This is a genomic window from Flammeovirga pectinis (genome assembly GCF_003970675.1).
GTDB lineage: Bacteria > Bacteroidota > Bacteroidia > Cytophagales > Flammeovirgaceae > Flammeovirga > Flammeovirga pectinis.
The window spans coordinates 3,193,414-3,209,956 of sequence record NZ_CP034562.1 but is presented as its reverse complement, the minus strand read 5'-3'; the positions used below and the strand labels follow the sequence as shown (position 1 = coordinate 3,209,956).

3 protein-coding genes are annotated in these 16,543 nt (G+C 38.6%); all 3 read left to right on the top strand.

Annotation, left to right across the window (positions count from 1 at the left end; genetic code table 11):
• Positions 1–329: 329 nt before the first annotated feature.
• Positions 330–7,712 carry a type I polyketide synthase gene (locus EI427_RS12860; RefSeq protein WP_126615254.1) on the top strand — a complete coding sequence of 2,461 codons (7,383 nt, stop codon included), beginning with the start codon at positions 330–332 and terminating at the stop codon, positions 7,710–7,712.
• Positions 7,713–7,776: 64 nt separating this feature from the next.
• A complete protein-coding gene (locus EI427_RS12855) occupies positions 7,777–14,706 on the top strand; it encodes a beta-ketoacyl synthase N-terminal-like domain-containing protein (protein WP_126615253.1) in 6,930 nt (2,309 codons plus the stop codon).
• Between the two features lie 171 nt (positions 14,707–14,877).
• The gene (locus tag EI427_RS12850) at positions 14,878–16,515 is read left to right on the top strand and encodes a PfaD family polyunsaturated fatty acid/polyketide biosynthesis protein (RefSeq protein WP_126615251.1); all 1,638 of its coding nucleotides are present in this window, start codon (positions 14,878–14,880) and stop codon (positions 16,513–16,515) included.
• Positions 16,516–16,543: the final 28 nt, after the last annotated feature.

Here is a 16,543-nt window from a genome sequence, read left to right as displayed (position 1 = left end):
TTTTCAACTTTTTTTTAAAATAATTTTTTAGATGAAAAATAGTATGAATGAACGATCACTATTGCAATGAATATACTTTTGTAAAGTAGTTGTATTATTTTAATAGATGAGTGAATACTATCTCATTAATCAATAAAAGTTAACGTTGATTTTTTTTAGAAAAACTGTCACAATTCAAAGACGACTCCTGTTATATGTGCTGAAAACTGATGGTTTGCAGACTGAAAAAGTGGAAACACAAACGAACGTGCAAGACCTGTTTTCATGTAACTAAGAAAAGATAATGGATAGTATGATTCTTTAATTGTACTATTCTAAGAATAAGAGATATGAAAGATACAAACCAACTACTCAAGAAAACGCCTGTTGCCATCGTTGGTATGGCTTCTTGTTTTGCGGATTCTGAGAACCTCGAGAAATATTGGGAAAACATCATTCAAGGTGTTGACTGTATTAAGGAAGTTCCAGATGATCGCTGGAAAATTTCTGATTACTATGATCCAGATCCATTTGCAGAAGATAAAACATACTGTAAAGTGGGTGGGTTTATTCCAAAAATTGATTTTAACCCAATGGAATTTGGTTTACCGCCAAATATCCTTGAGGTAACAGATGCTTCTCAACTATTAGGTTTAGCAGTAGCAAAAGATGCATTAACAGATGCAGGTTATGCTCCAGGTTCTGAAGAATTAAAATCAGAAGTTAAAGAAAGAACAGGGGTAATCCTTGGTGTAGGTGGTGGACAGAAGTTGATCATTCCTTTAACAGCTCGTTTACAGTATCCAATTTGGAGAAGAGCGTTAGAGTCAATGGGTATGCCAGAGGAACAAATTGTTACAGCTATCGAGAAAATGAAAGCTGCATTTGTGCCTTGGACAGAAAACTCTTTCCCTGGTTTGTTAGGTAACGTAATTTCAGGTCGTATTGCTAACCGTTTCGACTTTGGAGGTATTAACTCAGTAGTAGATGCAGCTTGTGCAGCTTCTTTATCAGCAATTAAAATGGCTGTTTCTGAATTGATAGAAAAACGTGCTGATATGATGGTAACTGGTGGTGTTGATACAGACAACTCTCCATTTATGTACATGTCATTCTCAAAAACTCCGGCATTCTCTCGTAAAGGAAGTATTCGTCCTTTCGATCACGAATCAGACGGTATGTTGATTGGTGAAGGTGTTGGTATGATGGTCATGAAACGTTTAGAAGATGCTGAACGTGATGGTGATAAAATCTATGCTGTTATTAATGGTATTGGTGGTTCATCAGATGGTCGTTATAAATCTGTTTATGCTCCTCGTCCTTCAGGACAAGCATTAGCAATGAATAGAGCATATGAAGAAGCGGGTTACGATGCATCAACAGTTGGTTTAATCGAAGCACACGGTACAGGTACTGGTGCAGGAGATGCTTCTGAAGGTGAATCAATGAAAATGGTTTTTGGTAAAAACTCTGACCGTTTAAATCATATTGCATTAGGTTCAGTGAAATCGCAAATTGGTCATACAAAAGCAGCAGCAGGTGCAGCAGGTATGATTAAAGCAGCTTTATCGCTTCACCATAAAATATTACCGGGTACGATTAACGTAACCAAACCAAACCCTAAAGTGCAAATCGAGACATCTCCATTATATATTAATAATGAGACACGTCCTTGGTTCCAAAAAGATTCAGCTACGCCATTAAGAGCGGGTGTATCTGCCTTTGGTTTTGGTGGTGTAAACTTACACTTTTCTTTAGAGGAGTATAAGCCAACTCCTAAATCTCAATATAGAGTACATAATATCCACAAGCAATGGTTATTGACTGATGTTACTTCATCTGCATTAGTTGCTTTGGTTCAAAAACATATTGCAGGTCTGAAAGGTGATAGTGCTAAGGCATATTACAAAGAAGTATCAGCAACTTCATTTGCAGAAAATGTTCCTTTAGGTCAGCCAAGAGTTGGTTTTGTAGCTTCTTCTATTGAAGATACATTGAAAAAACTTGAAGCTTTTGTTGCCGGAATTTCTAAAGATGCAAATGTAGCAGAGTGGAAAAACCCAATCTTAAACGTTTGGTATAGAAGCACTGCTTATAATGGTAAGGACAATGTAGCAGCATTATTTGCTGGTCAGGGTTCTCAATACGTAAACATGGGTAATGAAGTAGCATGGTCATTCCCAGATGTACGTGATGTATTTGTTAAAGCAAACGAAACTTTCGAAGCGGCAAACAAATCACCTTTAACCGAAACAGTTTACCCTATTCCAGTATTCTCTGACGAAGAGCGTAAACAACAACAAGCAACACTTACAGCTACAGAAAATGCTCAGCCAGCAATTGGTGCATTGAGTATTGGTATGTATCATATCTTAAAGAATGCAGGTTTTAACGCTTCATTCTTTGCAGGACACTCTTACGGTGAACTTTCTGCGCTTTATGCTTCTGGAGCAATTGATTTAACAACTTTCTTACAATTATCGAAAGAAAGAGGTCAGGCAATGTCTGCTCAAGCAGGTGTTGATGCAGGTACTATGATGGCTGTTAAAGCTGATGTAGTTGCAGTACAACCTTACATTGGTAAATACAAAAATGTTCAAGTTGCTAACATTAACTCTGGTACTCAAGTTATTTTGGGTGGAGCAGTTAATGAATTAACAGCGTTGAAAGCGGAATTAAAAGCAGCAGGTTTATTGGCAACAATTTTACCTGTATCAGCAGCATTCCATACACCATTTGTAGGACATGCTTCTAAACCTTTTGCAGCAGTAATTGACAATGCAAACATTGTTGCTCCTAAAGGTAAATTGTATTCTAATACACTAGGTACTGCTTACCCAGCACAACCTCAGTTTATCAAGGAGACTTTAAAGCGTCATATCTTAAGCCCAGTTCTATTTAAAGACCAAATTGAAAAAATGTACCAAGAGGGTGCTAGAGTCTTTGTAGAATTTGGACCAAAAAATATCCTTTCAAACTTAACGTCTGAAATCTTAGCAGGAAAAGATCATCAAGTGGTGTCTTTAAATGCAAATGCTAAGAAAAACTCAGAAGTACAGTTGAGAGAAGCTGCAGTACAACTTGCAGTGATGGGTATCGCTCTTCAAAATTTTGATCCTTATGCTCGTCCAGTACAAGTAGCAGGTGCAAAATCGAAAATGAATGTTCAGATTTCAGGTACAAACTACTTGACTCCTGCATTTAAGAAGAGATACCAAGACATCTTAGAAAAAGGTGGAAAAGTGCTTGCTAAAAAAGCACCATTAGTAGAAGAAATTGAAACAGTGATTGCTGAGACAACAGATATGTCTCAGGTCATTGAAGAAAAATTACGTCAGAAACAAAATTCAGCTTCCATGGCAGAGAAGGCAGTATTGGATCAAATCCAAGCGGATATTCAACGTTTAACAGAACAACAATCTCGTATTGAGCAAATGTTGTCATCGTTGTTCAACATGCAAACAAATAATCAATTGGGATCGACAGCGGCTCCAGTTCAACAACAAATTGCAGCATCAGTTGAAACACCAGTAGCTCCTGCTCCAGTAGCAGCAGCACCTGTAACGCCAACTCCAGCACCTGTAGCAGCAACACCAGCTCCAGCGGCAGGTGGTGTAACTAACGCAGAAATCGAAGCATCATTATTAGTAGTGATTGCAGAGAAGACGGGTTACCCATCAGAAATGTTGGAAATGGAAATGGACATGGAAGCAGACTTAGGTATCGACTCAATTAAAAGAGTAGAGATCTTCGGTGCGATGACGGAAGCAAATCCATCCGTTCAAGGAGTAGATCCACAAGAATTAGCTGAGTTAAGAACATTAGCTCAAATAGCAGAATATATTTCAGGAAAAGCGGGAGCAACATCAGCACCGGCAGCAGCACCTGCTCCAGTAGCGGCGGCACCTGTAACACCAACTCCTGCTCCAGTAGCAGCAACACCAGCAGCGGGTGGCGTAACAAATGCAGAAATCGAAGCATCATTATTAGTAGTGATTGCAGAGAAGACGGGTTACCCATCAGAAATGTTGGAAATGGAAATGGACATGGAAGCAGACTTAGGTATCGACTCAATAAAAAGAGTAGAGATCTTCGGTGCAATGACGGAAGCCAATCCATCCGTTCAAGGAGTAGATCCACAAGAATTAGCTGAGTTAAGAACATTAGCTCAAATAGCAGAATATATTTCAGGAAAAGCAGGCGCAACATCAGCACCAGCTCCAGTAGCGGTGGCACCTGTAACACCAACTCCTGCTCCAGTAGCAGTAACACCAGCAGCGGGTGGCGTAACTAACGCAGAAATCGAAGCATCATTATTAGTAGTGATTGCAGAGAAGACGGGTTACCCATCAGAAATGTTGGAAATGGAAATGGATATGGAAGCAGATTTAGGTATCGACTCAATTAAAAGAGTAGAGATCTTCGGTGCAATGACGGAAGCCAATCCATCCGTTCAAGGAGTAGATCCACAAGAATTAGCTGAGTTAAGAACATTAGCTCAAATAGCAGAATATATTTCAGGAAAAGCGGGAGCAACATCAGCACCTGCAGCAGCAGCTCCAGTAGCAGCGGCGGCACCTGTAGCAGCAACACCAGCTCCAGCGGCAGGTGGTGTAACTAACGCAGAAATCGAAGCATCATTATTAGTAGTGATTGCAGAGAAGACGGGTTACCCATCAGAAATGTTGGAAATGGAAATGGACATGGAAGCAGACTTAGGTATTGACTCAATTAAAAGAGTAGAGATCTTCGGTGCAATGACAGAAGCTAATCCATCCGTTCAAGGAGTAGATCCACAAGAGTTAGCTGAATTAAGAACATTAGCTCAGATAGCTGAATATATTTCAGGAAAAGCGGGAGCAACATCAGCACCTGCAGCAGCAGCTCCAGTAGCAGCGGCGGCACCTGTAGCAGAAGCACCAGCAGCAGGTGGCGTAACTAACGCAGAAATCGAAGCATCATTATTAGTAGTGATTGCAGAGAAGACAGGTTACCCTTCAGAAATGTTGGAAATGGAAATGGACATGGAAGCAGATTTAGGTATCGACTCAATAAAAAGAGTAGAAATCTTCGGTGCAATGACAGAAGCTAATCCATCCGTTCAAGGAGTAGATCCACAAGAACTTGCAGAACTGCGAACGCTCGCCCAGATTGCTGAGTATATCTCAGGTAAAGCAGGCGCAACTACAAGTTCTACGGGACTTGAAAAAAAAAAGTCTACTAAGCAGTTAGAAGAAGTAATTGCAGAAGATCAAACATCATTTGTTTCAGGAAACTATGACCGTGTACCTCGTTCTTCTGTTCAATTAAAATATATTCCCGAGCCAGATCAATTGGTGATCGATAACGATGCAAATGCATGGACAGTCATTACGAATGATGGCTCGGGATTATCTGTTTCTTTAGCACAAGAATTATTGGCTGAAGGCAGAAATGTAGCGGTATTGACAATGCCATCAAGTTTGGTTCGCCAAGCGGCAGTAACTTTACCTCAAGGAGCAAAAGAGCTTCAATTATCAGATGTTTCTGATGATGCAATTAAAAGTGCTTTAGCACAAATCGGAGGAGTTGATCAGTTTATTTATGTTCATCCTCACTTCCGTTTTCCTTTAGGACAATGGGGTATGCATTTCGATAAAGAAAAAGAATTATTGAAATCAGCGTATTTGTTAGCAAAACACTTGAAGTCGTCATTAAACGATTACGCGGCTAAAACTACAAGAGCTTCTTTCATGACAGTAACTCGTTTAGAAGGAGCATTTGGTATCAAAAACCCAGGAAATGTTTCAGTGATTGGTGGAGGCTTATTTGGTCTTACAAAATCAATGAACTTAGAATGGACAAACGTGTTCTGTAGAGCACTTGACTTGTCGCCTCAATTGAAAGCAGATGTAGCTGCAAAGAAAGTAATTGCTGAATTGAAAGATGCAGATGTTACTACAACAGAAACAGCTTACAATGACGAAGGAAAACGTTTTACGCTTCAAGCGGTTGTAGAACCTCATAAAGCAGGAACGGTAAGAACTTCTAGTATCACTTCAGAAAGCGTTTTCTTGGTAACAGGTGGTGCAAAAGGTGTAACAGCAGATTGTGTTCGAGCAATGGCGAAGACATACAAATCGAAATTTATTTTGGTTGGTAGATCGGCATTAACAGATTCAGAACCTGCATGGGCACAAGGTGTGGCAGACGAGCCAGCACTTAAACGTAGTGCAATGATGGCCTTAAAAGAAGCTGGAGAGAAACCACTTCCAAAGGCAATAAATAAAATGGTAGGTGCGGTACTTTCTCAAAGAGAAATCCAAGAGAACTTAGAGTATATCGAAAGTGTAGGAGCAAAAGCTTATTACACAGCAGCTGATGTTACTAATGCAGAAGCATTAAAAGCAGCAGTTGAACCAATAGTAGCACAAGCAGGTAAGATTACTGGTATTATTCATGGTGCAGGTAGATTAGCAGATAAGTTAATCGAAAATAAAACAGCAACAGACTTCGATAATGTATATGATGTAAAGATTTCAGGACTATTGGCCGCAGTAGCAGCAGGTAGTATTCATGATATCAAACACGTAGTGTTGTTCTCTTCTGTAGCAGGTTTCTATGGTAATGTTGGTCAATCAGATTATGCAATGGCCAATGAAGTATTGAACAGAGTAGCTCATTTATTTAAGAAGAACCATCCAGATGTTCATATCGCCTCTATTAACTGGGGAGCATGGGACGCAGGAATGGTAAGTGGTGAGTTAAAGAAAATGTTCGAAGCTTACGGTGTTGCATTAGTTCCTTCTGAAGAAGGACCAGTAGCAATGGTAGATCAATTAAGTGATGCCTTTGCAGATCAGCCTCAAGTAATTCTAGGTGGTACTTTACCATTAGCAAAAGCAGATATCTCAGGTGATTTAAAGACATATACGGTAAAGAGAAATATGACGGAGGAGAAAAATCCTTTCTTACAACATCATATGATTCAAGGAAACGCAGTGCTTCCAATCGTAAATGCATCTACTTGGATGGTTCAGACGGCAACGGATTTATATCCAGGCTTTAACATCCAACGAGTTGATAATGCGAAACTTTTTAAAGGAATCGTATTTGATGGTAAACAAGCGGAAGATTACACTATTACAGTTAAAGAGACATCAAAATCAGAAGATACTGTAACTATGACAGTGAATGTTTCTAGCGACAATGGTGGAAAACTTCCCTTGAACCATTATCAAACACAAATCACTTTAACTTCTAAAGGAGTTGAAGCTCCAGTGGTTGCATTGCCTAATACAAATGCAACGCCAGCGGTAGCAGATGCTTCTTCAGTATATACAGATGGAACATTGTTTCATGGTTCAGACTTTAACGGAATCAAATCGATTCTAGAGATGAACGAAAAAAGCATGGTGTTCTTATGTGAGCACAATGGGGTAACAGAAGAACGTCAGGGACAGGTACCTGTTAAAAAGGTAAATCCTTACTTGATGGACATTATGTATCAAGGAGCAGTCGTTTGGGTACGTCGTTTCCATGGTGCAGCAAGTTTACCTTTAAGTACTGAATATGTAGAGATCTTCGATGCTCTTCCTTTTGGAAAGCCGTTCTACGTTCAAATCGAAGTAAAAAAAGCAGATGACTTCTCAATGGTTTCTGATATCACAGCCTATGATGCAGAAACTGGAAAAGTTTATATGAAAAGTTATGGCGCAGCAATGACAATCAGTCGTGAGCTAACTTGGTCATAACCACATTCATCAAAATAGGGGACGTAGTTAGCTACGTCCCCATTGATGAAAAATAAGATATGCAATGAGCAAAAAAGATAAAATAGCAGTCATAGGAATGGGAGGTTTATTCCCAGGATCAGACTCATTAGATACATTCTGGAATAATCTACTGGATAATAAAGATCTAGTTACTCTTTCTGATGATGAAACGTTTGGACAATCTCCAGAACGTCTTTATAATAAAGAAAAAGGGAAACTAGATAAGTGTTATGCATTAAGAGGTGGATATGTTCGAGATTTTCAATTTGATCCTTCTGGATATAAATTGGATGCCAACTTACTAACAAAACAAGACGATCAATTTAAGTGGTCGTTGTATGTAGCACAACAAGCATTAAAAGACAGTGGTTACTGGCAAAACACACAAGGAAAAAATTGTGGTGTTATTGTGGGTAACTTGTCATTCCCTACAAGAAGATCACGCCAAGTATTAGCACCTATCTATGCAGATATGGCTAGCACTGTGATTACAGAATTAACGGGAGAAAGTATTCAAATTCCTTTTGCAAATACAGCATACGAAGCCAACATTCATGAAACGTTATTGACTAATTCTCCTTCAGCATTAATTGCTCAAGCAACAGGATTATCGTCAACAAACTATTCTTTGGATGCGGCTTGTGCTTCTAGTTTATATGCAATTAAATTAGCCATTGACGAATTACAATTAGGAAAAGCTGACATGATGTTAGCAGGTGCCGTAAGTGGTGCTGATCCTTTGTTTATTCAGATGGGCTTTTCTTATTTCCACGCTTATGCAAGAATGAACGAAAAGTCAGCGCCATTAGATAATACTTCTGGTGGTTTGATTTCTTCTGAAGGTGCAGGTATGGTGGTGTTAAAACGCTTAAGCGATGCACAACGTGATGGAGATAAGATTTTAGCAGTTGTAGATGGTGTAGGTTTATCAAATGATGGTAAAGGAAAATTCTTATTAAGTCCAAACCCAAAAGGGCAGAAGTTAGCTTTTGAAAGAGCTTACGAAGGAACGAACTTAACGCCAGCAGAAATTGATTACCTAGAATGTCATGCAACAGGTACTCCGCTAGGAGATACTACAGAAATTAACTCTATTAGTAATTTCTTTGCTCAAGATACCGTTAGACCTCCTTTCTTGGGGTCGGTGAAATCTAATATGGGACACCTTTTAACAGCTGCCGGAATGACGGGAATGTTAAAGGTGATCATAGCCATGCAAAAGAAGTTTATTCCAGCAACAATTAAGATTGAAGGAGCTGTTCATTCTACAGATCAAAAAGTAGGAAAAGAGCAGATCATGTTGGAAAATTCTGCTTGGCCACAAAAAGGAGAGCGTCCTCATGCAGGAATTAACGCTTTTGGTTTTGGTGGTACAAATGCACACATGATTTTATCTGCTTACAATGCAGAAGAAAAAGTAGAAAAAGAAAAAATTAGTTCGCCTAAACAACCAATGTCTATTGTTGGTATGGATCTTCATTTTGGAGGTTGTGCTACAGTAGAAGATTTCTATTTGGCTTTATACCAAGGAGAGCAATTCTTTAAAGGACTTCCGGCTAACCGTTGGAAGGGAATGGAAGAATTGGAAACGTTGAAGAAAGGTTTAGGTTTAGAAGATATAAAAGGTATTCAAGGGGCATGGTTAGAAGAGTTTGATTTAGATATCTTACGCTTTAAAATCCAGCCAAAAGAAGCCGAACGCTTAACGTTACAACAAACGTTGATGCTAACTGTTGCAGATAGAGCATTGCACGATGCTGGTTTGACAGGAGCACAAGGAAAAGGAGCCAACATTGCGGTACTTACTGCTATGGAATCAGAATTAGAAATACATCACCGTATGGGGAGATGGGATCTTATCTGGCAAGTAGAAGAAGCACTGAAGATGGCAGGTTTAGAAATGGATGTTGAGAAACAAGCATCACTTTCTGACGTGTTGAAAAATACTGTTTTTGAGGCATTCGAAGACCATTCTCCATCTGAACATACAGGCTTTATTGGTAACATTATCTCTAGCCGTATTTCATCACTTTGGGATTTTACAGGACCATCGTTTACAATTTCTTCTAATGAAAATGCTGTATATAAAGCATTAGATGTTGCAAGAAATATGTTGGCTCTAGGAGAAGTAGATGCAGTTGTATTGGGTGCTATTGATTTAGCAGGTAGCATGGAAGGTGTATTGAGCCGTCATGTGCAAAACCCAGTAAATACAGGTGATGTTTCTTTAGGATGGAACACTGAAACAAACGGTTGGAATGTTGGTGAAGGTGCTGGTGCAATTGTTATTAAAAGAGCAGAAGACGCGAAAGAAGATCGTGTGTATGCACAAATTGATGACATCGCAATTATTCAATCCGAAGTTTCTTCTATTAGAGGTGAAGTAACTGTAGAGGCTGTTAAAAAAGGTGCTACAGAGATTCTATCAAATAATAATTTAGATGCTTCTGATATTGGTTTATTAGAAGTTTCTGCAAGTGGTGTAACATCAGAAGATCAAGCAGAGATCGAAGGTTTAACTTCGGTTTATAAATCAGAAAATGGGAAATTGACAACGGCTTTAGGTTCTAGTAAATCTACAGTGGGTCATACATTCTCTGCATCTGGTATTGCTTCTATTATTCGATCAGCTTTAGCTTTATACCATAGATTTATTCCTGCAACTCCACAATGGACAGGACCTAAATCTGAAGATAAATTTGCAGGTACATCTTTCTTTGTTCCAAATGTATCTATGCCTTGGGTTGTAGAAGAAGGAAAAGAAGATTTACGTGCAGCAATTAGTGGTTTGGCAAGTGATGGTTCTTCTGCACATGTATTGATGTCGGAAGCTTCTCATCCAACGGTAGAAGAGCGCAGCCCTTACTTAGCAAAAGGAGGAGAGCGTTTATTCCCTGTTTCTATTACTAGTCCTGGTGCAATAAACCATCAATTATTGGCTGTATTGACAGATGTTGAGACAGTTGGTTTTAATGAGACATCGGACAAGCTATGCGAAACATTTGATCAAGCTGCTGATATTAAAGTCATTTTTGTAGCCAAGTCTGAGGACGTTTTACTACGTGATGTAGAATTCTTCCAAAAGCACATGAAAGAGGCTTACAAGAATAATGTAGTATTACAAATGCCATCAGGTAGTTACTATAACCCATCGCCGTTAGGCAAAAATGGAAAAGTAGCCCTAATGTATCCTGGTTCTGGTAGTGCTTATCAAGGTTTTGGTGCTTCTTTATTACAGATGTTCCCAAGCCTATATGATAACATCAAGGAGTCGGTTAACCATCCAAACAGAGCGTTCTTTACGGAGTATTTATACCCAAGAACTTTAAAAACACCATCTGCTGAAGAAGTGAAGTTACAAGAGCAAAATCTTGGTACTAACGCACTTCCTGTAATGGCAATTGGTTGTGCTTTCTCTGCTGCTTATACACATTTACTTCAAGATATTTTGAAGATGAAGCCAGATGCAATGGCAGGGTATAGCATGGGTGAAACTAGCGGAATGTGGTACGGACAACAATTCTGGGATGCTCATTTAGTAGATGAGAAATTCTTAGAGTCTAACATTTTTAGTGAGGTTGTTGGCGGTGATATGACTATTCTGAGTAAAGAATGGGGATTAGATGTTGCTACAGCTAAAGCACGTTGGAGAAGCCGTTTGATTACTACAAATGCTAAAAAGCTAGGGTATCAAACATTAGAAGAATGGTACAGACAAGAAGTAGAAGGTGAATACGAAAGAGTTTATCTAACGTTCATCAATACGGATTCTGAAATTATTCTTTCGGGTGATAATGATATCCTTGAAGAAATTATGCAAAAGCATGGTTTAGCATCGGTAACACTTACAATTAATAATGTTGTGCATCATGAATTTATCCGTAGAGTATCGGATGAGTTTATTACAATGCATCATTTGCCACTGCAAAAAGAAGTGCCTTTAACAGTGTATTCTGGTGTGACTATGGCACCAATGAAAATTGATGTTGATGCAATTGCTGAAAATGCAAAAGAGGTGTGTTGCCAAGAGGTAAACCTTCCGAAGCTAATCAGAAAGATGAAAGAAGATGGTCATGATATCTTTTTAGAAGTGGGGGCTAACTCTACTTGTTCAAGATGGATTGGAGAGATCTTAAAAGAGCAAAAGCATACAACTATAGCTACAGACCGTAAGGGTTCTGACTCGTTGAAAAGCTTTACTGCAATGATTGCTCAATTACTAGGAGAAGGTGTAGCGCTTGATTTATCGGCTTACATTACAAAAACTTCTGAGAGAGGAATCAAAAGAAAGAAAATTTACAAGAGATTACATACTGGAGGAGCTCGTTTTGAGGAATTTGCCTTAACTGAACAGAACAAAGCGACTTTCCAAAATGCAACAAACAGAATTGGAGAAAGAACACCTGCTTTTGCTGGTGAAGAAGCCTACGATATGTTTGCGGCAGTAGAAAAAGAACAAACAATAAATAAGATGGATAAGAATTCAACTTTAGATACTATTGAGAAGAAGGTTTCTCAGAAAATTGCTGAGAATGGCTTGGCTCTTTATGATTTTGATGCACCAGACTATAAAGCTTCTAAAAAAGATGCAATCTGGAACGAGCAAGATCTACTTACATTTGCTACTAGTAAAATTGCTGACGTATTCGGACCTGAATACTCAATTATTGATACGTACCCATGTAGAGTAATGCTACCAATGCCTCCTTACTTATTAGTAAGTAGAGTAACAAAATTAGATGCTAAAACAAACGAGTATAAGCCATCTAGTTTAACTACTGAATACGATATCCCTTACAATTCTTGGTTTGCAACAGACGGACAAATTCCTTGGGCAGTAGCCGTAGAATCTGGACAATGTGACCTTTTATTGATTTCTTATTTAGGAATTGATTTCCAAAACAAAGGAGAGTACAAATACCGTCTATTAGATTGTACTTTAACTTTCTTGGATGATCTTCCTTTTGAAGGACAAACGTTACGTTATGACATTAGCATTGATAGCTATGTACGTAATGGTAACAACTTATTATTCTTCTTCCGTTATGATTGTTACGTAGAAGATAGAATGGTATTGAAAATGCGTGGTGGTTGTGCTGGTTTCTTTAACGAAGCTGATTTATCAGTTGGACAAGGAGTAGTATTCAAACCTTCTGAAATTGAAGAAAGAAACAACCGTAAGCAACAATTCTTTGAGCCATTATTACACTGTAACCAAACTACTTTTAACCAAGAAGAGCTTTTAGCTTTAACGAATGGTGATTTAGAAGGTGTATTTGGTGCAGATTACAATAACTTAGGTAGAAACGGATCTTTACGTCTTCCTCCTAAAGATATCTTAATGTTAGATAGAATTACTGAATTAGACCTTAAAGGTGGTTCTTCAGGAATTGGTTTTATCGAAGCAGAAAAAGATTTAAAAGCAGACGATTGGTACTTCCCATGTCACTTTAGAGATGACGAAGTGCTTGCAGGTTCTTTACAAGCAGAAGGTGGCGGACAGTTGCTTCGTTTCTTGATGTTATATATGGGTATGCAGCGTTTAACTAAAGATGCTCGTTTCCAACCTGTATTAGATATCCCTCAAAAAGTAAGATGTCGTAAAGAAGTAAACGCAAAAGACGGTAAATTAATCTACCGTATGGATGTGAAAGAAGTAGGTTTAGTTCCTGAACCTTACGTAGTAGCTGATTTAGAAATTATCTATGACGATTTATCTTCTGTATACTTCGAAAACTTAGGACTTCGTTTACAAGAAAAAGACAATCCTCAATACAAGAAGGATTTAGCCAACACAAATCACGGTGTATACGTGAAGCCTGTTAATAAAGAAGTTTTATTAGATGAAGGTGACATCACACAGTTTGCATTAGGACCAGTTTCTAAATGTTTTGGTGATGAGTACAAAGTATTTGACGGACGTTCTTTATCTCGTCAGCCTAATACAGACTTACAAGTAATTTCAAGAGTATTGTCTATCAGCAACGAAAGACATGATTTTAGAAACAAGCCTACAATCATCTCTGAGTATGATGTGCCTGTAGATGCTTGGTACTTTAAGCAAAATGCTTCTCCTGTAATGCCTTATTCGGTATTGATGGAAGTGGCATTACAGCCATGTGGTTTCTTAGGTGCTTACTTAGGTTCTACATTGTCTGTTCCTGATAAAGATTTATTCTTCCGTAACCTAGATGGTGATGGTGAGATGTTAGTGGATGTTGATCTTCAAGGAAAAACAATCACAAACAAAGTAGTGATGACGTCGCATACTAACCTTGCAGGTACGGTATTACAACGTTATACTTTCGAATTGTCTGTAGATGGTACGGTATTCTACGTAGGTCAATCATCATTCGGGTTCTTTACTGTAGCCGACTTATCTAGTCAAGCAGGTTTAGATTCAGGAGGGAAGATGCCAACTTGGAAAGATTCGAACGAATACGATAAAAAGAATAGCATTTCATTTAACCTAGATTCATTATTTGGTAAAATGAAGTTGTTTAAGTCAACAAACCCAGCTTCACCAAGATTGCACTTGGCAGAAGACCAGTTGAACTTGTTAGACAGTGCTACAATTATAAAAGAAGGTGGTAAGTATGGTAAAGGATATATCCATGCTACACGTGCTATCAATAACTACGATTGGTTCTTTACTTGTCACTTCTACCAAGATCCTGTTATGCCAGGTTCTTTAGGTGTTGAGGCAATTCATCAAGCCGTTCAAGTTTATGCCTTACAACAAGGTTTAGGTAATGGTTTAGCTAACGTAGGGTTTAACCATCTTGCACCAAACAAAACAGTTTGGAAGTACAGAGGTCAAATTTTACAAGGTGACCCAACAATGAACTTGGAATGCCATATCAAAGAAGTGAAAAACGAAAATGGCAAAGTTGTCATTCTTGTAGACGCTAACCTTTGGAAAGGTGAATTAAGAATTTATGAATTAACTGATCTTTCTTTAGTAATTGGTTAATCATATAGCGATTACAAGTTTTACCCGATAGGTGTTACTTATGATTGCAATAATAAAGTTCCAAGTGATGCTTATGCAAAACACTGGAACATATAAAAATACACACATCACAGAGATGAAGGAGCGTTAGCAATAGCGCTCCTCATTTCAACGAACTATTTTAACATAGTGATGAACACAACAATCGTGAATCAAAATAACGGCTTAAAAAGTCAAAGCTTACCATCAAACGCTAAATGGTTTGGTGCATCAAGCTTATTAAAATATAACGCTGCAGAAATTAAAGTACAGTTTGAGAAATTAGACAAGCAACTTTTTGTAGTACGTAATGTAGAAGGTACAATTGGTGTTGCTGATGGAATGGGAACATCATCTCCAGCAGATTTAACATCAGGCGAAGCCTTAGCAAACATTCCAGCCTACGCTCCAGAACAATTAGGTGATCCAGCTTTTAAAGCAGCGTACGGTCTGAAATATAACTATATGGGTGGTGCAATGGCCAACGGTATTTCTTCGGAAGACCTAGTGATTGCTTTAGGAAAAGCAGGTATGTTATGTTCTTTTGGTGCTGGTGGGTTAATTCCATCTCGCATAGAACAAGCAATTGATAAGATTCAAGCTGCATTACCTAACGGACCTTACGCTTTTAATTTAATTCACTCTCCTAACGAGGTAGCTTTAGAAAGAGAAGCTTGTGATTTATTTTTGAAACGTGGTGTAAAAGTGATTGAAGCATCAGCATTTATGGATTTAACGCCTTTCGTTGTGAAGTTCAGAGCGGCAGGGTTAAGCAAGAATGCAGACGGTTCTATCCATATGGAAAATAGAATTATAGCTAAAGTTTCTCGTCTAGAAGTAGCAGAGAAATTTATGCGTCCTGCCCCTAAATCTATTTTAGATAAATTAGTAGCAGACGGAGCAATTACTCAAGAGCAAGCAACTTTAGCATTATCTGTTCCTATGGCAGATGATATTACTGTAGAAGCAGATTCTGGAGGACACACAGACAATAGACCGTTGGTATCTTTATTACCATCAGTATTATTGTTAAGAAATAGAATTCAAGAAGAATTGAACTACTCTGAACAAGTGCGTGTAGGTGCTGCAGGTGGTATTTCAACACCTCAGTCTGTTTTAGCTGCATTTGCAATGGGTGCTGCTTTTGTAGTAACAGGTTCAATTAACCAAGCATGTTTAGAGTCGGGTGCATCAGATCATTCTCGTAAGGTGTTAGCACAAGCGGGTATGACAGATATTATGATGGCACCAGCATCTGATATGTTCGAACTAGGCGTGAAATTACAAGTACTTAAAAAAGGAACGTTGTTCGCACTTAGAGCACAGAAGTTATACGATATCTACATTAAGTACGATAGCATAGATGAGCTTCCTGCAAAGGACCGTTTAACTTTAGAGAAAACAATTTTCCAAGATACGTTAGAGAACATCTGGAAAATGTGTATTGATTTCTTCCAAGAGCGTGATCCAGAACAAATTACAAGATCGGAAAACAACCCAAAACGTAAGATGGCATTGATCTTCCGTTGGTACTTAGGTTTGTCATCTTCTTGGGCAAACAGAGGTGTTAAAGGTAGAGAGTTAGATTACCAAATTTGGTGTGGACCAGCAATGGGTGCATTCAATGAGTGGGTAAAAGGTACTCCATTAGAACAATGGGAGAACCGAAAAGCTGTAGATGTAGCGCATGCATTATTTAATGGTGCAACTTACTTGTACAGATTGCAATACCTTGAAATGCAAGGTGTGCAAATTGGTGGAACTTATAAAGCAGCTAACGTGAGATTTTAGGCAATCACACGTTTAAGCTGCTCATTCA